This window comes from Ahrensia marina, assembly GCF_042140245.1.
Classification (GTDB): domain Bacteria; phylum Pseudomonadota; class Alphaproteobacteria; order Rhizobiales; family MH13; genus MH13.
In genome coordinates this window covers 1690221-1711131 of sequence record NZ_CP159483.1, presented here as the reverse complement: position 1 = coordinate 1711131, position 20911 = coordinate 1690221, and the positions used below count along the sequence as shown (strand labels likewise).

Sequence of the window (20911 nt, the reverse complement as noted above, 5' to 3'; positions counted from 1 at the left end):
AAGAACACCCAATGCCAACCTCTCTAGCCCTAGAGAATGGGTTCGCCGTCGTTCCGGCGGGCCTACTGGCCACCATCGAAACCAGTCTTGAAAGGACAACACCGCCAAGCACTGATGATTTCCCTTTGCCACCGGGCTACGCTTTCGTTCAGCCAGACCCGGTCAACCTTGATGACTTCAAAAAGCTATACCGCGCCGTGGGCGACCCTTGGCTCTGGTTCGGTCGCTTGCAGAAGAGCGATGAGGCTATTCGTTCTATCCTCACCGCCCCCACCACAGTCTTGCGTTATCTGCTCGATCCATCCGCTCGCCCCGTCGGATTGTTCGAAGCCGAAGTGCAAGACACAGACACTTTGGAGGTCACCTATTTCGGACTGGTGCCGGAAGCGACGGGCAAGAAACTTGGGCCGGTCCTCATGGAACACGGCATCGCTTCAGCCTGGACAACGAGCATCAGACGCGTCTGGTTACACACCTGTACTTTTGACTCCCCTGCCGCTCTTTCGTTCTATAGGCGGCAAGGCTTCAAACCCTTTAGACAACGCCTTGAATTGAGTCCTGACCCTCGCTTGACGGGCGTGCTTCCGCGCCAAACAGCGCCGCAAATTCCCTTGGCGGACTTCTCAGACCCCTAAAGGATCGCACCTATGGAAAAGCCATCGCCGGACATGACCATCACCCACCAGGAGGAGGGGTCGAAAGGCATTTACAAAGCACTTGTTGAAGGGAAACCCCATGCCGAGATGACCTATTCACGGGCAAGCGACACGCTGATCATCATCGATCATACAGGCGTGCCCGATGAGCTACGTGGCATGGGCGTGGGTGTGAAGCTGGTTGAGCGGGCTGTTATGGACGCCCGGGCCTCGGGCACAAAAATCATGCCGCTTTGCCCTTTCGCCAAGGCGCAGCTGCAACGCCATAAAGAATGGCAGGATGTGCTGAGTTAGCTTTTAGGCTTCAACAACCGCCGTGGAAGTCATCGATTTAAGACTCAAAAACCAGCCGTCCATCAGGTCCGGCTTCTCGTCCGCGCGCGGGCTGATCAGTCCACGACTTGACCAGTTCGTTGGCAACGGCTGTCGGTACGGGTTTGAAGAACCAATAGCCTTGCGCGATATCACAACCAAGCTTCTGCAAAGCGACAGCTTCCTCTTTTCGCTCAACACCTTCCCCCACTGTTTTGAGGTTCAAACTGGCGCATAGATTGATGATCGATTCCACGATGGCATGCCCGCTGTGAACCTTGTCGCAATCTGTGACGAAAGACTTATCGATTTTCACGCTATCAAAAGGCAACTGGCTCAAATAGGTCAGCGACGAATACCCTGTCCCGAAATCGTCTAGAGCGAACCGGATTCCGCAGGCCCGCAAGCGCTTCATCGCATCGCTCGCAGCGTTCATATCGCGTACCACTGCATTCTCAGTGATCTCAAGCACCAGGCGATCGGGATCGAAATCATAAAGCCGCAACGACTCCAGCATCTTGTCGACAAACTGATCATCCGACAGCTGAACGGGTGAGACATTTACAGACACTCTGATCTTGGATGGCCAAGCGAGCGCAGCAACACAGACTTTCTTCAACACGCTTTCAAACAGGTCGCCGATCACCCCCATCTCTTCAGCTGCCGTGATGAACGCTCCAGGGCCAACAACACCGCGATCGGGATGCACCCAACGTGCCAAGGCTTCAAACCCAACCAAATGCCCCGTTTTCAAGGAAATCAAAGGTTGGAAGTAAGGCTCAAACTGCTTCGCCTCTAGGGCAGTCCTGATATCCGCCGTGAGCGCCACAAATTTGCGCTGCTCTTCATCCAGCGCCGGATCATAATAGACGGCGGCGTTATCGTCGGTTCTCCCCGCCCGATGCAGAGCGACACCTGCACACCGCAAAAGGGACTCTGGCGATACGCCGTCTTTCGGGCATGTAGCGATACCGAAGTGCGCCGTGAGAGCGGTTGGAAACCCTTCACTGGTCTCCAACCTGGTAGCGATATCGGTGATCGGCCCCACAATCCGCTCAGCAATACGCGTTTGCTCATGCATCGCAATCACCAAGGCAAACGAGCCATCACGCATCCTTGCAACCAGGGGACGACCACCCTCACCCTGTCTCTCAACAAGCTGAACAAGGCGCTGGCCAAACTCTTTGAGCAGTTGATCACCTGTCGCTTGTCCAAACAGGTCAAGAACACGTTCAAAACCGGACAGGCGGACAAGGACAAGAGCAAAGCTTCTATCTCTATTGGAGAGACCACTGGTACTCTGCAGCAACTCTTCATTGAGCTGAATCTGATTGGGAAGAGACGTCACGATATCGCATCGCACCAAACAATGCAGGCGATCCTGCTCAAGCCTACGCTGCTTAGCCTCGCGACAGACCCGCACAATCAAGACAGCGATGAGCGCAAGCAATGTCGAGAAGGATGCGACGACGATTTCGTCAGCTTCCCAGGCCTCATAGGCCCGGGTCAGGTAGTATAGCTGTTCAAATGCATCAAAAACGGCAAGGATCAGTGCAAGAAGGACACCGGCACATAAAATAAAAAGATAAGGCATTGCATCAAAGATGCGGGAATAGTGCTTAGACAACAGACGAATGCTCGCTTGTACCGCGATGTTATTTATTAGATTGCCGTCTAAATAACAAGGGCCAAACAGCCCAGCATGCGCAAAAAGTGCGAAGGGTGCGGAACCTAGGAAGCGCCAAGCACCGTGCCACAGCAGGCGGCGCCACGTTTTCGGGGCACTCCAGCACCAGGCCAATACCGGTCAGTGCGTGCAACACAGAACCCGTTCGGTATTGCCTAGCTCCTCAAAAGTGCCGTTTCGAGGCGGCACAAATCGGCGTCTTGGTCTGGATGCACGGTGTCTTTGGTGGATGATGCGGATTAGCCAGCGACAACATCTGGTGCGCTGGCTGCACCGACCGGCTGAGCAGAGACTTTGCGCGCCAGATCATGATTGATCAAACCGCGTAGCGCGATGTCGATCTGGTCCTCGCGCGCAAGCAGAGCTTTGAGTGGACCAATGCGCCACGCCAAATAGGTGCTGCCAGGCGCTATCAGCACGTCAGCGGTGGCAACACCATCGCTGACAAAGGCAATCTCACCGAGAAAAGCACCTGATTGAACGTCTATTGGACGACCATCTTTGACCACGGTCGCCTTGCCTTCGAGGAGATAAAAAAGCTCGTCAGGTTGAGTACCTTGACTGAGAATACAGCGCTCAGCTTCCGCCACGCGCAACTCACCGACGCGGAAAAGCTTCTCAATCTGACCAGGATTCAAAAGTCGCAGCTCTTTGGCCAAGGGGCGCAGCTCTGATGCAAATTGCCGCCCCATACGCTCGCGCAACAGCACCACCATAAAACCGAAGGCAGCGCTGGCCATAAGAACTTTCCAAAAAACCCCCGACATGATGGGTCCGGTGCTGATGAAGGCATAAAACAAAGCCTGCATCCCGGTGCCGACCACCGCAAAGACACGCAACAGGATTGGTCCACGCAGAACAAAGGCCAGAACGGCGAGCAGATTGCCAAGGTTGAAAAGGATGATGAGAGTTTCATCGAGCCCAAAACTGGACCAACTGAAATCGGCGAACATGCTCTCACCCACGCCATAGAAAGCTTAGGGGTAGTCTGAACAGATTGGTCGGGTCAAGAAAAAGGCCCAGCACATGGCCGGGCCTTGTACTCTCTCAATTCGGCATTCTTGATCAGCCGATCATGCCACCGCGCGAGCGGCGGGCTTGGCTTAACTCTTCAAGCTCAGCTTGTTCGCGGGTTGCCATCGTCACGCGCTGGGCTTCCTGATCGCGCTCTTCAAGCAGTTCCACCTTTTTCAGGTCTTCCACCGCTTCGGCCAGCTCATCTTGAGCAGCTTCAAGCTGACCACGCAGATTGTCAGCGGACTCGCGCAGGTTATCGCGGCGCTGGGCTGCGGCCTTGGCATAGTTTGGATAGGCGTAGTGGCCCGTATCTGTAATACCGGCCTTCTCTTGCTCGATCGACACTTCTCGATCCAGCTCGCTCGCCATGCGCTCGAAATCAGCCATCATGGCTTCGATCTGGCTCACCTGGCGGCGCTTTTCATCAACTTGATACCGCTTCAGGCGGATCAGGCTTTCACGCGACTTCATGACTCAATACTCCCAATCACGCGTCAGGCTCTCCATCCAAAATGCGGGCGAGAGCCTCATATCCTTCGTCTAGCGATGTTGCTTCACCCTTTTGCTGGCTCAAAAACGCCTCCAGCTGCGGGTTGAGGGCAATGGCCTCATCAACAACGCTGTCCGACCCTTGGCGATAAGCGCCCAAACGGATCAGTTCTTCCATATCGCCGAAAGAGCTTAACAAAGCGCGAGCACGGCGAACCGTTTCGCGCGCACGTTCCGGCACACACCCAGGCATTGTGCGTGAAACTGATTTAAGAATGTTGATGGCCGGATACCGGCCGCGTTCCGCAATGGCACGCTCCATGACAATATGACCATCAAGAATTGACCTAACGGCATCTGCCACAGGCTCATTGTGGTCATCACCCTCCACCAGCACCGTGAAGAGCCCCGTCGTGGTGCCCTCGCCCTTGAGACCTGGACCCGCACGCTCCAGAAGGCGGGGTAGTTCGGTGAACACCGTCGGCGTGTACCCTTTGGTGGTCGGCGGCTCACCACCAGCCAAGCCGATCTCACGTTGCGCCATGGCAAAACGGGTCACGCTGTCCATCATCAGCAAGACATTCTTCCCCTGCGAGCGGAAAAACTCTGAAACTGTCATCGCCATGTAGGCCGCTTGACGGCGCATCAGCGCGCTTTCATCCGATGTTGCGACGACAACAACAGCGCGTTTCATGCCCGCAGGACCGAGGTCGTCTTCAATGAACTCTTGCAACTCTCGGCCACGCTCACCGATCAAGCCGATCACCGCCACATCAGCCTTAGTGTTGGTGGCAAGCATCGACATCAACACCGATTTTCCGACACCGGAGCCTGCAAAAATGCCAAGGCGCTGGCCCTCGCAGCAGGTGACGAAGGTGTTAAGTGCCCGCACACCCAGGTCCAGTGGGCCGCCAACACGGGAGCGACTGGCCGGTGGTGGTGGTGCAGCGCGCAAGTCAAAGGCGTTGGCGCCAGCGGGCAACAAACCTTTGCCATCGATGGGGCGACCCAGGGCGTCCACCACCCTACCAAGCCAAGCTTGCGAAGGCTTGGCTTGCGCCTCCGAAGCCACCAACACTGCACGGCACCCAAGGCGCATGCCATCGAGCGGATCATAGGGCAGACAAAGCGCACGCTCCGGCTTGAAGCCAACAATTTCAACCAAGACCGAGCGGTCCTCGCTGATCTCAACGGAGAGACGTGAACCAACCGCCAACAGATGAAGGGGGCCAGCGATTTCCACCAACAGCCCCTGGATACCGGTCACACGACCGAACACCTCGCGATCGAGAACATCGTCGATCTGATCGGCTAGATCGTGCATGGAACGCCTGTTTGTACCGTAATAGGCTCGCTAACCATCACTTGCCCTTCAAAAGCAGTTGCATCGCTGATTCGCCGTCTGGTAAATCTTAACGCAACGCGGGCAAATCACCCCGCATACTTTCTAAAGTGTTGCGTAAATCAGTCCTGTGGAAGGTCTTCTTAACCTTTCGCTTACCACTCACGGTTAGCGTTAACGACGGGGCAGAACGAAGCCCTTCGTTGTTTGGCGTTTTCGAGCGGCGAAAACCTAGGATAGGGCAAAAGGGGATTGGCATGCGTGTATTGCTAATCGAGGATGACATGGCGACCTCTGAAAGCATCGAACTGATGCTGAAATCAGAGGCCTTTAATGTCTACACGACGGACCTTGGTGAAGAAGGCGTCGACCTCGGAAAACTTTACGATTACGATATCATTCTCCTCGATTTGAACCTCCCGGACATGTCAGGGTACGAAGTGCTTCGCACGCTTCGCCTGGCAAAGGTTAAGACACCGATCTTGATCCTGTCCGGTCTGGCAGGCATCGAGGACAAGGTTCGCGGTCTCGGCTTCGGTGCCGATGACTATCTGACCAAACCATTTCATAAAGACGAGCTGGTTGCCCGCATCCACGCCATTGTGCGCCGGTCCAAGGGTCATGCTCAGTCGGTCATCACCACGGGTGATGTTACGGTCAATCTGGACACCAAAACCGTTGAAGTTGACGGCCAGCGTGTTCACCTGACCGGCAAAGAATACCAGATGCTGGAGCTGCTCTCGCTTCGCAAAGGCACCACGCTCACCAAGGAAATGTTCCTCAACCACCTTTATGGCGGTATGGATGAGCCAGAACTCAAAATCATCGACGTGTTCATCTGTAAACTTCGCAAGAAGCTGGCAGCTGCCACTGGCGGTTCGAATTACATCGAGACCGTTTGGGGCCGCGGTTATGTGCTGCGCGATCCTGATGAATCAACGATGAAGCAAAGCGCTTAAAGGCGGCTCTGCCCAGAATCCTTTTGCCAAGCAGTTTTGAAAACGCCGTCCCTTTTTTCGGGGCGGCGTTTTTTGTTTGCGCGCGCATAAGCCCTAATTGCGGCGCTGACGAAAACCAGCAATCCAAACCAACCACCCTGTCAGGTTGACCCCAGCACAACGTTAGAAATCAAAAGCCCAACAAAAAACCCGGCCAAAGGCCGGGTTTTTTGTGCGCCAAAGCGTCGTATAAATCTTGATCAAAGGCCTAAGCTGTTTTGCGGGCGCCAAACGGTGAAACAGAACCAGCCACGAAATCGGGATTGGGTTGGTAAAGACCGCGACTACCAGGCACAGCCTTGAAAGCATCGGTCAAACCAACCACCGTCTCAGCAGCACCCAGAACCATGTAAGCATCGGGCGCCATTTGCTTGGCAACACGCTCAAGAATGGCAACCTTCGCCTCTTGCTCAAAATAGATCAGCACGTTGCGGATAAACACCACATCAAACGTGCCAAGCGCGGTGAAGCTATCGAATAGGTTCAATGGGCGATACTGCACCATTTGCCGAATGGCAGGCGAGATTTCCCACGTTTCACCCTTTTGGGTGAAATGGTTCAGCAGCATCTGGATAGGCAGACCACGCTGAACCTCAAACTGCGAGTAGGTGCCAACCTTGGCACGCTCAAGCACCTCTCGCGAGATGTCCGTGCCAATAATGTCGAAGCGGTAGGCCGACGTCTTCAGCCCCATATCTTTGATGATCATGGCCAAAGAGTACGGCTCTTGACCCGTTGAGGCAGCCGCACACCAGATCCGAATTTTCCGCTGCGTACGACGGGCTTCCATCATCTGGGGAAGCATCACGTTGGAAAAATGATCGAACGGCGTTTTGTCCCGGAAAAAGAAGCTTTCATTGGTGGTCATCGCTTCTACGACAGCCTCACCTGCAACACGGCCAAGCGGTGTTTTGAGCTTGGCAACGAGCGCGGTGATAGTGTCCAGGCCCTCTTGCCGAGCAACCGGCATCAAACGGCTCTCGATCAGATACTGCTTATCGTTCGACAGGATCAGGCCCGAGCGCTCTTTCAAGAAAGACCGCAGAAAATCATAGTCTGCCGGTGTCATGGGCGCTCCCCTTTCAACAGTTTGGCAACTTTGCCAGCAAGCAAGTCCAATGGCAGGACTGCACAACACGCTTTGTTCTGAACAACGGCCTGCGGCATGCCCCAAACGACGGATGTCGCTTCATCCTGAGCAACAACGCTACCGCCTGCATCACTGATCCGCACCGCGCCTTTGCCACCATCATTGCCCATGCCTGTCAGCACAGCAGCCAAGACGGCTGGGCCGAAAACCTCGGCAAGGGAGTCAAACAACGGGTCAACGGCCGGCTTACAAAAATTGACCGGCGGACCATCGGTGAGCGCAATTTTCGCACCCTCAGCTGCCGATTTGACGATCATGTGCTTGCCGCCAGGGGCCACATAGATGTGTCCGGGCTTCAAGACATCACCGTCACGACCTTCAGCGGAGGGAAGGCCGGCAGCTTTGCCAAGATTTTCAGCCAAAATAGCAGTGAACGTTGCCGGCATGTGCTGTGTAACCACGATCGGCACACGCGTTGCCGATGGGCCAACGGTTTCAAAAAACTTTGTCAGCGCTTGCGGGCCACCAGTTGATGAACCAATCGCCAAGATGCGCGGCACACTGGATGACCAACGGCGCATATCACCGGCGGAAACGGTCGCTTTCGTCACCAAGGAAGGCGCAGCTTTGCTGACGACTTTGACCGGCGCATCAGGACGGGAAATCTGTGGTGAACGGGCGGTGGTCTGGCCGCGCGCACCAAGGGCAATCACCTTGGCAACAAGATCCCGTTTGAACTCTGGGCTGGTCGATACACCTGAGTTGCTTTCCGGTTTGGGTACGTAGTCAGCAGCACCAAGCGACAAAGCTTTCAGGGAGATTTCAGCATTACGCCGCGTGAGCGTCGAAGCCATGACAACCTGAACACCAGGGCGCGCCTTGAGCAGCAATGGCAAGGCCGTCAGCCCATCCATCTCAGGCATCTCGATATCGAGCACCACCACATCGGGCTCAAGCTTTTCAATCTGCTCAACAGCCAGTTTGCCGGTGCGCAACGTACCGACCACGGCAAGCGCTGGGTCTTCATCAATCCAACGGGCCATCAACCCACGCGCGACGACAGAGTCATCGACGACCATCACCCGAACAGGGTCGGTGATTGGTTTTTGTTGATGGGCGGTAGCTGCGGACATAAGCGTCACTCTAGCAAGAGGGTCCGCGCGCATGGGCGCGGTTGGAAACTAGTAAATTCGAGACAGACGTCGAGGCCGACACCTAAAGCCTAGGTCAAGCCAACTTCAGCGAACTTCGCTTCGACAATTTCACGGTCAAACGGCTTCATGATGTACTCGTTGGCACCGGCGCGCATCGCTTTGGCGATGTGAGCAACATCATTTTCGGTGGTGCAGAACACCACTTTTGGCTCGTTGCCGCCATCTTCCGCACGCAGCAACTTAAGAAACTCAAGTCCATCCATCACCGGCATGTTCCAGTCCAAGAAGATGGAGTCCGGCATGGCTTCGCGGCACTTCTCAAGCGCCTCCTGGCCATCCACAGCCTCCCAAACTTCGAACTGAAGGTCTTCCAAAATGCGTCGCGCGACTTTTCGGATGACACTGGAATCATCAACAACCAGGCAGGTTTTCATTGCGAACTGTCCTTTCAAGAACCGGTCTTAAGTCCCGCATCGGGGAATCGCTTATGCAGCGGCGCTGACACTCATCGACTGCAGCACGCTGTCTACATCCAGGATTACCATCAGCGTTCCTTCCAAACGGTGAACGCCTGCAGAAATCGCAGACCAACGTGGATCAAGGTTCACCGGATTGGGCTCGCGTTCACCCATCGGTAGATTGAGCACCTCACCAACCCGATCGATGATCAGGCCGTAGCTTTCGCCTTTGTAGTCAATGCCAACCGCCATACGGTTCATCGTCTCGTCGGGCTGCGGCAGATCAAGCTTCCAGCGCATATCAATCGCGGTGACGATCCGGCCACGCAGGTTTAAGACGCCTGCGACTTCTTTGTCGGACAGCGGTACCGGCGTCATCGCATCGGGTGTGAACACATCGTGCACACGGCTGATAGGAAGACCGAACAGCTGATCGGCAATATAAACCGTCACATATTGGGTGACATCTTTTGACAGCACATCGAGGCCAGAGGCGATCCGGCTGTCATCGTTGTTTGCATCACGAATGGCGCTCATGCCGCCAACTCCACTTCACTGGTTTGTTCTTTAATCGCGGCAATCAGACCGGTGCGGTCGAACTTAGCCACATAGTCGGAGAAGCCCGCTTCACGGCCCTTTTCAATGGCCGCTGGCGTGGCGTGCGCCGACATCGCGATGATCGGGGTGTCAGCGTAGCGCGCATCCTTGCGCACTTGCGTTGTGAATTCGTAACCGGACAGGCCAGGCATCTCGATATCGGAGACGATAGCGTCAAACCGGCGCCCATCTTCGAGCAACTCAAGCGCTTCTTGTGCGTCCTCACAGGTGGTCACACTGTAACCAGCTGATCGCAGAACCGGCCCCAACATGTTGCGGAAGAAGGTGGAATCATCGACCAGCAGAACATCAAAGTTCTCTTGAGCTGAGCCAACATCCTTCATCATGAACCAGTCATCGAACGCCAGCGGCATGAAGTAGCCAACGTCGATCACTTCTGTGGCCTTACCTTTGATGACGGCAGAGCCAAGAACACCCGGTTTGTCAGACGTCACTTCGATATCGAGAACCTCTTCAACGATATCGACAATCTCATCGACCATCAGCCCCATGGAGCGATGCTCGTCGGCAAACACCAGCATCGGCTGGGTGCCCTTATCGCGAAGCTGCATATCATCATGCACCTTCACCAACGGCATCAGGCTGCCGCGATACTGAACCAGGTCACGATCATTGGCATGCTCGATGGCTTCGGTCTGGATGTCTTCAAGACGTGTGACCAGCGACAACATAACGGCCTTGGGTTCCTCACCCCCGGCGCGGAAGACCAGCAACGACACCGGATCAGCTTCGTTGGATGTGACGATCTTCTCTTCGGTCTTGGCCTGCTCGGCCACTTCGCTGTCAATGGCAGACCCGATGGCGTTCGCGATGCCGTTGGGGTCGAGGATCATGATCACCGAACCGTCACCCAGAATGGTGTTGCCGGAGAACATTGCCAGATGCCGCAGCATCGAAGACATCGGTTTGACCACGATCTCTTCGGTGTGGAACACCGCATCAACCACAAGGCCAAACGTCTGATTGCCAACCTGCATGACGACGATGAAGCCTTCTTCACCGATTGCGTCGCTATCGTTGGAGCTTTCCGCACCCAGCAGATGCGAGAGCGGGGAGAGCGGCAACAGCTTGTCACGCAGACGCAGAACCGGCGTGTTGCGGATTGTCTCGATCTTGTGTTCGGAGTCTTTTTGCGCTCGGACCAGCTCAACAACGGCGAGCTGCGGAATGGCAAAGCGTTCGCCTGAAGACTCCACAATCAATGTTGATACAATCGCCAGCGTCAGCGGGATCTTGATCATCACGACCGTTCCAGAGCCTTCCTTGCTCTTCAGGTCGATGGTGCCACCGATCGCTTCAATGTTTGTGCGCACAACATCCATGCCCACACCGCGACCGGAGACATTGGTCACCTTAGCAGCTGTTGAAAGGCCTGGATGGAAGATGAGTTTGTGAATCTGCGCTTCCGACATGCGCTCGATTTCAGCTTCGGTGTAAAGCTCATTGTCGATCGCTTTGTTTTTCAGAAGCTCGGTCGGCAACCCCTTACCATCATCGGCAATCTCGATGATGATGTGGCCGCCTTCATGATAGGCTGAAAGCTTAATGGTGCCTTTTTCGGGCTTGCCGATGGCCGCACGGTCGGCGGGCATCTCAAGTCCGTGATCGGCCGAGTTGCGCACCATGTGGGTCAGCGGGTCTTTGATGAGATCGAGAACCTGACGGTCGAGCTCGGTTTCCGCGCCAACCATTTCCAGTTCGATGTCTTTGCCAAGTTCACCGGCCAGATCGCGGACAATACGAGGCAACTTCTGCCACGCATTCCCAATCGGCTGCATACGCGTCTTCATGACGCCTTCTTGCAGCTCGGCTGTCACGTTCGACAGGCGCTGCAATGGCACTTTGAATTCAGAGTCCTCGTGACGGCGCACGATTTCCAGAAGCTGGTTGCGCGTGAGCACCAGTTCCGAAACCATCGTCATCAGGTTTTCCAACGTGTCCACCGATACACGGATGGACTGGGCAGCAAGAGATTTTTCACCAGCAGGTTTGGCTTCTGCGGCAGAACCTGGCTTAGCCTCAGCCTTCTTGGCTGCTGGCTTGGCAGGTGCTGATTTTGCGTCCGCTTTAGGCGCTTCCGCCTTCACTGGCTCGGGGGCTTTGTCTTCCTCAGTAGGAGCGGAGGCTTCAGCTGGTGCACCGCCAGCGGCTTTCACCTCAGCCAGCGCCTCTTCCATCTGCTGCTTGGCAGCAGCCTCAGCGTCATAGTCGCTTTCGGTCTCATTGAAGATGCGATCCAGCTCATCCAGCGGGACCTCGCCGACGCGCACTTCACGTTCTTCTTCAGGTTCTGGCTCGGGCTCAGGCTCCGGCTCAGCAGCCACCTCTTCAGCAGCGGCCGCTTCAGGATTGTCCGCCGCAATCGCCATCCGTTCCAACTCGCTGATCAAGTCCTGATCATCGCCAGATGGCTCACTGCCGCTGGCCTCAAGATCAGCCAAGATGGCTTTCAGGCGATCAATGGAGAGAAGAATAAGGCTGACGCCCTCAGTCGTGACGGGGCAACCATCACGGTATTTGCCCATTAGGGTTTCAGCGGCGTGGGCCAGGCTTTCCAATCGTGGCAAGCCCAAGAAGCCACAGGTGCCTTTGATGGTGTGAACAAGACGGAAAATATTGTCCAAGATCTGCGCATTGTTCGGATCTTGTTCAAACTTGACCAGCTCAACGTCGACCACGTCGAGGCTTTCATTGGTTTCGGTCAAGAATTCTAGAAGTAGGTCATCCATACTCACACCCCGGTTAGACGCCCTGGCAAGCACAGGGCGAACACGTCTATCCCTGCCCGACACGCTTCAGGTGCCCTCCCAGGAACTTTCATGCAGAGTGTGAAATGGAACGGTTAATTTTGACTGAAACCAACGATTGTGGAGTCAGCACCCACAAGTTGCTCGAGGCCAAGCAGAGCAAGCTAAAATCGCATCACACAGCGAACGATCAACTTGCCCTTAGGGTTTCCTAGCCTTCAATTAGGCTGGAACAGTTTTAAAGGTCACGGATGTCTCGTCCATTTCCGGCTCGATACGAACGCCAACCTCATCAGCAAGATACATTAGATGATAGAGATGCACGTTCCGCGCGTGGATGCCGCTTTCGAAACGTCGCGACAGAGCATCTTCAGCGCCCTGCGGAATAATGACCTTCTTGGCCTCACCGCGCACAGTCAACTGCGCCTTGCCAGTAAGATCGGTGCCATCAATGGTGATGGCACCACCGCGCGGAACAGCATCTTTACAAAGTGACAAAAGCCCCATCGCCAGTTTGGCAACAGCCTTTGGCGCAATCACACGCTCCAAATTCCAGGCAAGTGTGGTGCGATCATCGGTGATGTAAGGCATCGTGGCATCCATCGCCTCGCCCAAATCAACATCGCCACCAACATCACCATAGGCGCCATAGGCAAGACGCACGAAAGACAGTTTGTGAACCGCTTGCACAGCTGACTTCTGCATCAACGTCTGCGCAACCTCGCGGGTGGAATCATCCTTAGCCGTCGTCCACATCTCCATCGCACTGGATGACGCTCCCACTGGCGAGATAATGTCATGGCACGTCTTGCTCACAATCAAGGACGCCAACTCCATCGGGGTTGGTTGTGGAAATGCGGACATGCTTGTGTTCCTTCGCGCGGCGCAGAGCAGAGTAATGACGAGCGGACCAGGGCATCAATCGCCACTGGTTTTCGCTGTGCTTTCGAATCGAACCTAGTTTAGCAGGCTAGACGACCTGCAAGACAAGTCGTTTGGTCCACGGCGCGTTAATTCACGCCGTCAAGGCGACAGGGTTTCGCGAAGCTCAGGCCAAGCGGTATCGGCTTGCCGGATTTGAGCGGCAGCTTCGAGCAAAAAAGCGTAGCGCGAGGCAGCGTCGCGGAAGAAGAACACGCGTCCGCCAACTGACCACCAGATGGTTGGTTGCCCGACAGTCACCGCACCACGCGCAACCATCAACGCACCATGACCACCATAGGCAGGTACAAAACGGTCTGGATCATCGACGAAAGCCAGCATGTTCCCCTCATTGGCGAACCGCCAAACCAACCGCTCGTAAATCACTTCAAACTCAGCCACGCCACGACGCGACTCTCCGTCAGCAAGATAGGCGACGGGATCGTAACCAAACAGAGCAAGCAGATGGTTAGGGTCAGAAATGATGCGTTCATTGGCCTGAGCAACAGAAATCAATGAGCTCAGCAGCAGCAACAGTCCCAGCACCGCCACACCCATGCGCGCGCGTCGTCGTCCTATGCCCATGATGGCGCTCTGAACCATTTGTTCACCATATTCCAATTACTCTGCCGGAAAGCTTGTGGTCCGGCGGTTTGAACCGCCGCCCAAGCCGGTCCGGCCTTAGAATGGTCAAACCTTAGCGGTGATCCTTAAGCGGTCCGTTAAGCCAGGCCAGAAAAGCCAAAAGCTGCGGTAAAGGATCCGTCTGCGCAGCAAGGTGACCGCACCATTTTTGGGATTGTCTTTGGAAGGAACCGATCATGTCCCTCGCCATCACATTATCATCGCGTGCCCCACATGCGTGGCGCCGCCTGCAAGGCTCACTGATTGCCTGCCTGATTGCGGCGGCTCTCACACTGGTGTCGCCGCTGCTCGTCCATGCCCAGCAGCAACAAGGTTCTGGCAACACATTCTCCTCACAGGAGCTGGTGGATTCCGGCCATGTGTTCTTCGGCAACATGGCACGCGGCATGGCCGATGTCGTGGAAAGCCTGACAGCCCAATACGGCCAACCCAATGGCTACATCCTTGGAGAGGAAGCCAGCGCGGCCTTTTTTGGCGGCCTGCGCTACGGCGAGGGCGTGCTTTACACCCGCAACGCGGGCAATCACCGTGTCTATTGGCAAGGCCCGTCCATCGGTTTTGACATGGGCGGAGATGGCACCCGCACCATGATCCTGGTCTACAATCTACCGTCGGTCGATACGATGTATCAGCGCTTTCCTGGCGTTAGCGGCTCAGCCTTCTTGGTCGGCGGCCTGTCAGCATCGGCCAACCAATCAGCGCAGGTTGTTGTCGCTCCAATCCGGGCAGGCATCGGCGCACGCCTGGGCATCAATGTTGGGTATTTGAAATTTACCCGTCAGCCGACCTGGAACCCATTTTAGACCGCGCTAAATGGCATTGTGGGCAAGCCGTTTGGACGGCACGCTTGGCGCAACGTCACCCTGATTGCGCACAAATCGCTAAAATGTGACTGCTGTCACGTCCCCTCCAAGCTGTTTTGTTAAGCTTGTTGGCCAGTCAACCCTTGCGTAAATTTCGGCCATGGTTGACAGTCAATTAACAGCGTGTGCCAGGTGGATTTCCAGTGACAGTAGCCGATATCGTCGTCTTTTTGCTCGGGTTTTTCAGCGCGTGTCTGCTGGGGCTAATAGCCTGTAGGCTCGTTTGGGTTCGCGCTGTTCGACTGACCCGCGCGCGCCTCGAACGCGATCGGCCAGAAACATTGCGTGCTTTCGAAGCGCGTATTGCTGGCGCTCAAGCCCGCGCTGCCATCAGCATTCGTGAGCTGGAACGCGCCCTTGACCGTGAACGTCAGATGTCAGCGCAAGCGCGCTTGATGGCCGATCAGATGACATCCTCGTCGGCACTTGCTTTGGCCGAACGCGATGACACCCAATCCTCACTGGTGAACCTTAGCGACACGCTCAACACGACACGCGAACGCCTGCGCGAACATGAAGAGACGCTGATGCGCCGCAGCGCCGATCTGGCGGACATGCGCCGCGATCTTTCCGACGTGCGCCAAGAGCTGGCGATGCGCGATGATGATGTGAGCCGCCTGACCCAGGAAGCCGAAAGCCTGAGGGCTGAGCTTGCAGCCCATCTGGCCGGTGATGGCGACCCAACTGTTGCCTCACAACTTGCTGAAAGCGGCGACGCAGCTTCCATGGCGCGCGCCCAGATCGAGAATTTGCGTGAGACGGTGCGCCAACTGCGTTCAGATAAGAACGCTGCTGAAGCGTCCGCTGCCCGCGCCCGCCTTTTGCTTGACGCACGCGATGACAATCAGGCTGTTGCTGCCGCCAAAGCCGACTTTGAAGCCGACCGTGAGCGCATGATGGCCAAAATTGTTGAGCTGGAAACCGAGCTACGCAACGCACCGCGCCCCGGCCCTCAGCTTATCAGCGTCGATGGCGAAGAGTTGCCTATTCCAACAACCGCCAGCACCAAAGACGCCATCCCGACGGATCCAGAAACGCTCCGCGCATCCATCGATGAGATGACAGCCGCTCTCACAGCCAATGCTGCAGTTGAGCTCGACAACAATGACCGCATCAACGCGCTGCTGGATGAAGCCGAGCAAGACGGTTCAGACAGCAACCTGGTGACTTCACTGGTTGAGGCCCGTGATCGTCTTCGCTCCAAGAAAAAGACAACCACGCGTCGCAAGGCACCAGCAAAGTCGACTGCCAAGTCTGCGTCCAAAACAGCCAGCAAAGCATCGGGCGCGCGCAAGTCCAGCAAGACAGCATCAGAAACGTCCACCTCTTCAACGTCTGGTGGAAAGATTGCAGCCGCGACCGCATCAGGCACACCGGCAGAGAAACCAAGCGGTATGCCGCGCGCCAGCGAGAATGACCTTAAGGTCATCTAGCAACGCTCAGCCGCGGGCGCAGCATCGCGCGCCCTTTGGTCTAAGACAGTAGCTCAATTTTACTTGACACAACTGCACCTGCCTTAGACGAAGGCTTGTAAGCAACTGCACGAATGGGTTTCACCCGACTTCCAAAGGTTTGGATAAAGTGGAACACTATTTGTATTGGCAATTCATTGATGTGCCAACGATGCCCCGGCATCCATTCCTCCCTTGAATCTCCTCCAGGTGCCACTCGGCACCTTTTTTTTGCTCAATTGAGCGAAAGCTAGAGAGGAACCAAAGAAAGCGGCTAGCCAGCCTGTTCCAGCGGCATGCCATTCTCGTCCAGAGCAACACCGATCTGCGTGCGCAACTGGCCTTCATTTTGGCTGCGTGGCTCGGGCCCGAAATACTCTTCGGTGCTCACAAACCGGCGCGGATAGAGAATGCAATCAGCCATACGATTGTAGAGCGCTTTGGCCGAGACGGGCTTGGAGAGGAAATGGTTCACACCAAGCTTTGACGAGGCCAGAACACGGCTGCGCTCAGTGTGCCCTGTCAACATGATGATCGGAACGTAAGCGCACACAAAATTCGGCTGGCGGATCAGCTTTACCAATTCGGCACCGTCCAAAACCGGCATCACCCAATCGACAATGATCATGTCGGGCGGTTGCATCTCGATTTTTTCAAGCGCATCAGCACCATCTTCGGCCTCATGAATGCGCCGCGCGCCGAACCCGCGCAGCATGGCAGAGACGATCCGGCGCATATAAGCCGAGTCGTCGATCACCATAATGTCCAGAGGTGCCACATCGATATACATGGGCGTAGGTTACCCGACGCGCCTTAAACCAAGTGTAAACGAGCCGAGGCATGTGCTTACGTTTTTTTGCGTTTACGGCAACTGCACGCAGAAGACCTTCAACGCACAGGAAAAGATGCATCCATGCCGCATTGCATTGACGGCGGCCACAGGACGTCTAGGTTCCCGCCAGACATAGTGCCGACGGAGATCTCAATGGCTCAAACACATTCCTACTCTTACGTTTCTCGAGCCGGATTGCAGGTTGATGAAAGCCTCTGTGCCCTGATCGAAGATGGCGCTCTGCCAGACACTGGCATCACCGCTGACCGTTTCTGGCAGGCGCTCTCAGCGCTGGTGAAGGACTTCGGCGGTCGCAACAGCGAACTTCTGGCCCGCCGCGACCAGCTACAAACGCAGATCGATGCCTGGCACCGTGAGCGCAAAGGCCAGCCGCTAGATATGGCGGCCTACAAAGCCTTCCTCGAAGAGATCGGGTACCTGGTGCCCATTGGCGAAGATTTCAGCGTTGAAACCAGCAATGTTGACCCCGAAATCAGCTCCACGCCAGGTCCGCAGCTTGTCGTGCCGATCATGAATGCACGCTACGCCCTCAACGCTGCCAATGCGCGCTGGGGTGCGCTTTACGATGCCCTTTACGGCACCGATGCCATGGGTGACTTGCCAAAGGGCAAAGACTATGACCCGGAACGCGGCGCACGGGTGATCGCTTGGGGTCGCAAGTTCCTAGATCAGGCCATCCCGCTGGAAGTGGGCAGCCACGCCGATGTCACCACCTATGTCGTGGCTCATGACCGGCTGGTGCCGACGTTGGAAGATGGCACCGTAACGGAGTTGAAAGAGCCGAACAAGTTCAAGGGCTATCACGGCGACCCGATGGCGCCCTCCATGCTGCTCTTCCAGAACAACAGCCTCTATTTCGAAATGTGGTTCGATGCCGAGAACCCCATCGGCAAGACCGACAAGGCGGGCATCGCCGGCATCAATCTGGAAGCGGCTATTTCCACGATCATGGACTGCGAAGACTCCGTTGCTGCAGTGGATGGTGAAGACAAGGCGCTAGCCTACCGCAACTGGCTTGGCCTGATGAAGGGTGACCTGGAAGAGACGCTGGAGAAGAACGGCAAAACCATTACCCGCAAACTCTATGGCGACTTTGAGTACAAGGCGCCCAATGGCGAACCCTTCATGGTGAAGACCCGCTCGCTGATGCTGGTGCGCAACGTCGGCCACCTGATGACCACGCCCGCCGTGCTGGATGGGGACGGCAACGAAATGCCCGAAGGCATTCTGGATGGCCTGTGCACTTCTATGATCGCCATGCATGACCTGGCCAAGGACGCGAGCCACAAAAAGCGCAACTCCACCACCGGCTCGGTCTACATCGTGAAGCCGAAAATGCATGGACCGGAAGAGGTGACGTTCGCCAATGATCTCTTCGGCGCCATCGAAGAGCATCTTGGCCTGCCGCAATTCACGCTCAAAATGGGCATCATGGATGAGGAACGCCGCACCACGGTGAACCTGAAAGAGTGCATTCGCGCCGCCAAAAACCGCGTCGTATTCATCAACACCGGGTTCTTGGATCGGACCGGCGATGAAATGCACACCTCCATGGAAGCCGGACCCATGCTGCGCAAGGGTGACATGAAGTCCACGCCTTGGATCGCCGCTTATGAGGATCGCAATGTGGATGTCGGCCTTGCCTGCGGGCTGGTCGGCAAAGCGCAGATCGGCAAAGGCATGTGGGCCATGCCCGACCTGATGCAAGCCATGCTGGAGCAGAAAATCGGCCATCCGAATGCTGGCGCTACATGTGCCTGGGTCCCCTCACCCACCGCCGCGACGCTGCACGCCACGCACTACCATCAGGTGGATGTGAAGGCTCGCCAGGAGGAACTGAAAAGCCGCCCGATGGCAAACCTTGATGACATTCTGACGATCCCGCTTGCCGACCGGCCGAACTGGCAGCCTGATGAAATCAAGGCGGAGCTAGAAAACAACGCGCAGGGCATTCTGGGCTACGTGGTGCGCTGGGTGGACCAGGGCGTGGGCTGCTCCAAAGTGCCGGACATCAACGATGTTGGCCTGATGGAAGATCGCGCCACGCTGCGTATCTCCTCCCAGCACATGGCCAACTGGCTGCACCATGGTGTTGTCAGCGAAGATGAGGTGATGGATGTGATGAAACGCATGGCTACCGTCGTCGACCAACAGAACGCCGGCGATCCAGCCTACACGCCCATGGCGCCTGCTTATGATGGCATCGCTTTCAAGGCGGCTTGCGATCTGGTGTTCAAAGGCAAAAACCAGCCATCAGGCTACACCGAACCGCTGCTGCACGAGGCACGCTTGGCGCTAAAGACTGCCTCTTAGCCTACCAAAGTCCCGGCCTTGAGCCGGGACCCCGCTTCATCAAGTCATCGAGGCCTCGGATCGCTCGCACGCGTGTGCCCGGGGCTTCCACCAACACCTAAATCGCCTCACTCTTGCCATTCCAGGGCAGCTTCCCCTCAATCTCCACCTGAAGGGCAAAGCTGAGGAAGGTGCGGATAAGCACGATCCCACCAAGCAGCAACACATTCTCAAGCGTCAGCTCAAACGCGACCGTCTTGATGATGTCGGCGGCCACCAAAAACTCTAGGCCCAGCAAGATAGAGCGGCCAAGATTGGCCCGCAGCGCTTTAAAACACTCGTCATGCGGCACCTTGCCCAGCCAGCCGCACAGATAAATGCCAAGCGACACAACCGCACCAATGACGATGGCGCCGATGCCCGCGATCTCAAGCGCCAGAACGATAAAATCAAGAGCGTGTTCGATCATGCGTATGTTCCCTTTTGCATTTGCGCAGCGCTTGCGCTACATCGGCTGCCCGCCAAGAGGAGCGCCCTGACAGTGACCAACTAATCCATCGCCCAACACCTGCACCAGCATACTGGTGCGCGATAGATTGACCTGTTTCAGGAGTGCTTCATGCAACCCCTTGTCTATGACGTGGCCGTCTCCATTGACGGCTTCATCGCTGGCCCTGTTGTCGGCGGCCACCCTGACGTGTCCCGCTTTCCCCATGAAGGCAGCATCGTTGACGACTACCAAGCCCGCCTTAGCACCTATGCTGTCGCCCTGATGGGCCGTGCGACCTATGAGTTTGGCTACGCGTTCGGCCTGCCGCCCGGCGGCAACCCCTACCCATCCATGCGCTCGGTGGTGATCTCAGAAAGCATCGACTTACCAGCCGATGCAGATGTGTCAGTGATCCGCGACAATGCCATTGCCGCGGTGCGCACGCTGAAAGCTGAGGCGACGGGTGCCCTTTACCTCTGTGGTGGCGGTGTTTTGGCCGGATCGCTACTGGCGGCGCGCCTGATTGATCGCCTTCGCTTGAAACGAGCCCCTACTGTGCTGGGCAGCGGCGTGCCACTGTTTTCCGGGATCGGTGACGCGCCAATGCTGAAACTGCTGGAAGAAAAGGCGCACGACAACGGCACACTGTTTCAGGAGTTTGCGGTGGAACATCCGAACGCTTGAGGGGCGCGCGATCCGGCCACTTGGCTCTATTGCCTTGCCCACCCAGATGGTGTCACCCTCGGACTAGCCCCGAGGGTCCAGTCAGCGGCGATTAAGGAATGGACCTCCACGACAAGCACAGGGAGACCACACCTTCTTATCATG

Annotated in this window: 20 protein-coding genes; 7 read left to right on the top strand and 13 right to left on the bottom strand. The window is 56.2% G+C overall.

All coding sequences use genetic code 11. From position 1 onward, the window contains the following. The first annotated feature begins 11 nt into the window (after positions 1–11). Positions 12–635, top strand: coding sequence for a GNAT family N-acetyltransferase (locus ABWH92_RS08405; RefSeq protein WP_375573866.1), 624 nt, complete (start codon positions 12–14; stop codon positions 633–635). 33 nt (positions 636–668) lie between these two features. Beyond that, complete coding sequence (locus ABWH92_RS08400; protein ID WP_375574217.1) at positions 669–950, top strand: GNAT family N-acetyltransferase; 282 nt, start codon at positions 669–671, stop codon at positions 948–950. Between the two features lie 37 nt (positions 951–987). Here ABWH92_RS08400 and ABWH92_RS08395 read toward each other — a convergent pair whose 3' ends face one another. The 4 genes from ABWH92_RS08395 to fliI all read right to left on the bottom strand — a co-directional run bounded on the left by ABWH92_RS08395 (position 988) and on the right by fliI (position 5485). Then, positions 988–2595 (bottom strand): putative bifunctional diguanylate cyclase/phosphodiesterase, encoded by a 1608-nt coding sequence (locus tag ABWH92_RS08395; protein ID WP_375573864.1) that lies wholly within the window; start codon positions 2593–2595, stop codon positions 988–990. 299 nt (positions 2596–2894) lie between these two features. Next, on the bottom strand, positions 2895–3608 hold the full coding sequence (locus tag ABWH92_RS08390) for a cyclic nucleotide-binding domain-containing protein (protein WP_375573862.1): 714 nt from the start codon (positions 3606–3608) through the stop codon (positions 2895–2897). A gap of 112 nt (positions 3609–3720) precedes the next feature. Beyond that, positions 3721–4143 carry a flagellar export protein FliJ gene (fliJ, locus tag ABWH92_RS08385; protein WP_375573860.1) on the bottom strand — a complete coding sequence of 141 codons (423 nt, stop codon included), beginning with the start codon at positions 4141–4143 and terminating at the stop codon, positions 3721–3723. 16 nt (positions 4144–4159) lie between these two features. Then, entirely contained in the window at positions 4160–5485 is a 1326-nt protein-coding gene (gene fliI, locus ABWH92_RS08380) for a flagellar protein export ATPase FliI (protein ID WP_375573858.1), read from the bottom strand. 275 nt (positions 5486–5760) lie between these two features. Here fliI and ctrA point away from each other — a divergent pair, with 275 nt between their 5' ends. Next, on the top strand, positions 5761–6462 hold the full coding sequence (gene ctrA / locus ABWH92_RS08375) for a response regulator transcription factor CtrA (protein WP_375573856.1): 702 nt from the start codon (positions 5761–5763) through the stop codon (positions 6460–6462). 247 nt (positions 6463–6709) lie between these two features. On the opposite strand, the gene ABWH92_RS08370 is transcribed toward ctrA, so the two are convergent. The 7 genes from ABWH92_RS08370 to ABWH92_RS08340 all read right to left on the bottom strand — a co-directional run bounded on the left by ABWH92_RS08370 (position 6710) and on the right by ABWH92_RS08340 (position 14092). Beyond that, positions 6710–7570 (bottom strand): CheR family methyltransferase, encoded by an 861-nt coding sequence (locus tag ABWH92_RS08370; RefSeq protein WP_375573854.1) that lies wholly within the window; start codon positions 7568–7570, stop codon positions 6710–6712. Beyond that, the gene (locus tag ABWH92_RS08365; RefSeq protein WP_375573853.1) at positions 7567–8724 is read right to left on the bottom strand and encodes a chemotaxis response regulator protein-glutamate methylesterase; all 1158 of its coding nucleotides are present in this window, start codon (positions 8722–8724) and stop codon (positions 7567–7569) included. Before ABWH92_RS08365 ends, ABWH92_RS08370 begins: the two co-directional genes overlap by 4 nt. Before the next feature lie 89 nt (positions 8725–8813). After that, positions 8814–9179 carry a PleD family two-component system response regulator gene (locus ABWH92_RS08360; RefSeq protein ID WP_375573851.1) on the bottom strand — a complete coding sequence of 122 codons (366 nt, stop codon included), beginning with the start codon at positions 9177–9179 and terminating at the stop codon, positions 8814–8816. Between the two features lie 51 nt (positions 9180–9230). After that, positions 9231–9740, bottom strand: a complete 510-nt coding sequence (locus tag ABWH92_RS08355) for a chemotaxis protein CheW (protein WP_375573849.1) — start codon at positions 9738–9740, stop codon at positions 9231–9233. Then, positions 9737–12550 (bottom strand): chemotaxis protein CheW, encoded by a 2814-nt coding sequence (locus ABWH92_RS08350; protein WP_375573847.1) that lies wholly within the window; start codon positions 12548–12550, stop codon positions 9737–9739. The genes ABWH92_RS08355 and ABWH92_RS08350 overlap by 4 nt, the downstream gene beginning before the upstream one ends. A 240-nt stretch (positions 12551–12790) precedes the next feature. Beyond that, on the bottom strand, positions 12791–13432 hold the full coding sequence (locus ABWH92_RS08345) for a histidine phosphotransferase family protein (RefSeq protein WP_375573845.1): 642 nt from the start codon (positions 13430–13432) through the stop codon (positions 12791–12793). A gap of 159 nt (positions 13433–13591) precedes the next feature. Continuing rightward, positions 13592–14092, bottom strand: a complete 501-nt coding sequence (locus ABWH92_RS08340) for a YHS domain-containing (seleno)protein (RefSeq protein WP_375573843.1) — start codon at positions 14090–14092, stop codon at positions 13592–13594. Positions 14093–14310: 218 nt separating this feature from the next. Here ABWH92_RS08340 and ABWH92_RS08335 point away from each other — a divergent pair, with 218 nt between their 5' ends. Both ABWH92_RS08335 and ABWH92_RS08330 read left to right on the top strand, forming a co-directional pair. Continuing rightward, positions 14311–14937: a DUF1134 domain-containing protein gene (locus ABWH92_RS08335; protein WP_375573841.1), complete on the top strand. Its 627-nt coding sequence runs from the start codon at positions 14311–14313 to the stop codon at positions 14935–14937. 203 nt (positions 14938–15140) lie between these two features. Further along, on the top strand, positions 15141–16430 hold the full coding sequence (locus tag ABWH92_RS08330; protein WP_375573839.1) for a hypothetical protein: 1290 nt from the start codon (positions 15141–15143) through the stop codon (positions 16428–16430). A gap of 292 nt (positions 16431–16722) precedes the next feature. Here ABWH92_RS08330 and ABWH92_RS08325 read toward each other — a convergent pair whose 3' ends face one another. Then, positions 16723–17238, bottom strand: coding sequence for a response regulator (locus tag ABWH92_RS08325; protein ID WP_375573837.1), 516 nt, complete (start codon positions 17236–17238; stop codon positions 16723–16725). A gap of 195 nt (positions 17239–17433) precedes the next feature. On the opposite strand from ABWH92_RS08325, the gene ABWH92_RS08320 reads away from it, so the two are divergent. Then, on the top strand, positions 17434–19614 hold the full coding sequence (locus ABWH92_RS08320) for a malate synthase G (RefSeq protein ID WP_375573836.1): 2181 nt from the start codon (positions 17434–17436) through the stop codon (positions 19612–19614). A 97-nt stretch (positions 19615–19711) separates the two neighbouring features. Here the strand turns inward: ABWH92_RS08320 and ABWH92_RS08315 are convergent, their stop codons facing one another. Continuing rightward, a complete protein-coding gene (locus ABWH92_RS08315) occupies positions 19712–20062 on the bottom strand; it encodes a DUF1622 domain-containing protein (RefSeq protein ID WP_375573834.1) in 351 nt (116 codons plus the stop codon). Positions 20063–20212: 150 nt separating this feature from the next. On the opposite strand from ABWH92_RS08315, the gene ABWH92_RS08310 reads away from it, so the two are divergent. Continuing rightward, a complete protein-coding gene (locus ABWH92_RS08310) occupies positions 20213–20767 on the top strand; it encodes a dihydrofolate reductase family protein (protein WP_375573832.1) in 555 nt (184 codons plus the stop codon). The last annotated feature ends 144 nt before the right edge of the window (positions 20768–20911 follow it).

Coding starts and splice junctions, on each gene's coding strand:
- ABWH92_RS08320 (WP_375573836.1), top strand. CDS start 17,434: ATGGCTCAAACACATTCCTACTCTTACGTTTCTCGAGCCGGATTGCAG.
- ABWH92_RS08405 (WP_375573866.1), top strand. CDS start 12: ATGCCAACCTCTCTAGCCCTAGAGAATGGGTTCGCCGTCGTTCCGGCG.
- ctrA (WP_375573856.1), top strand. CDS start 5,761: ATGCGTGTATTGCTAATCGAGGATGACATGGCGACCTCTGAAAGCATC.
- ABWH92_RS08365 (WP_375573853.1), bottom strand. CDS start 8,724: ATGTCCGCAGCTACCGCCCATCAACAAAAACCAATCACCGACCCTGTT.
- ABWH92_RS08310 (WP_375573832.1), top strand. CDS start 20,213: ATGCAACCCCTTGTCTATGACGTGGCCGTCTCCATTGACGGCTTCATC.
- ABWH92_RS08335 (WP_375573841.1), top strand. CDS start 14,311: ATGTCCCTCGCCATCACATTATCATCGCGTGCCCCACATGCGTGGCGC.
- ABWH92_RS08345 (WP_375573845.1), bottom strand. CDS start 13,432: ATGTCCGCATTTCCACAACCAACCCCGATGGAGTTGGCGTCCTTGATT.
- fliJ (WP_375573860.1), bottom strand. CDS start 4,143: ATGAAGTCGCGTGAAAGCCTGATCCGCCTGAAGCGGTATCAAGTTGAT.
- fliI (WP_375573858.1), bottom strand. CDS start 5,485: ATGCACGATCTAGCCGATCAGATCGACGATGTTCTCGATCGCGAGGTG.
- ABWH92_RS08390 (WP_375573862.1), bottom strand. CDS start 3,608: ATGTTCGCCGATTTCAGTTGGTCCAGTTTTGGGCTCGATGAAACTCTC.
- ABWH92_RS08370 (WP_375573854.1), bottom strand. CDS start 7,570: ATGACACCGGCAGACTATGATTTTCTGCGGTCTTTCTTGAAAGAGCGC.
- ABWH92_RS08355 (WP_375573849.1), bottom strand. CDS start 9,740: ATGAGCGCCATTCGTGATGCAAACAACGATGACAGCCGGATCGCCTCT.
- ABWH92_RS08360 (WP_375573851.1), bottom strand. CDS start 9,179: ATGAAAACCTGCCTGGTTGTTGATGATTCCAGTGTCATCCGAAAAGTC.
- ABWH92_RS08315 (WP_375573834.1), bottom strand. CDS start 20,062: ATGATCGAACACGCTCTTGATTTTATCGTTCTGGCGCTTGAGATCGCG.
- ABWH92_RS08325 (WP_375573837.1), bottom strand. CDS start 17,238: ATGTATATCGATGTGGCACCTCTGGACATTATGGTGATCGACGACTCG.
- ABWH92_RS08350 (WP_375573847.1), bottom strand. CDS start 12,550: ATGGATGACCTACTTCTAGAATTCTTGACCGAAACCAATGAAAGCCTC.
- ABWH92_RS08340 (WP_375573843.1), bottom strand. CDS start 14,092: ATGGTTCAGAGCGCCATCATGGGCATAGGACGACGACGCGCGCGCATG.
- ABWH92_RS08400 (WP_375574217.1), top strand. CDS start 669: ATGACCATCACCCACCAGGAGGAGGGGTCGAAAGGCATTTACAAAGCA.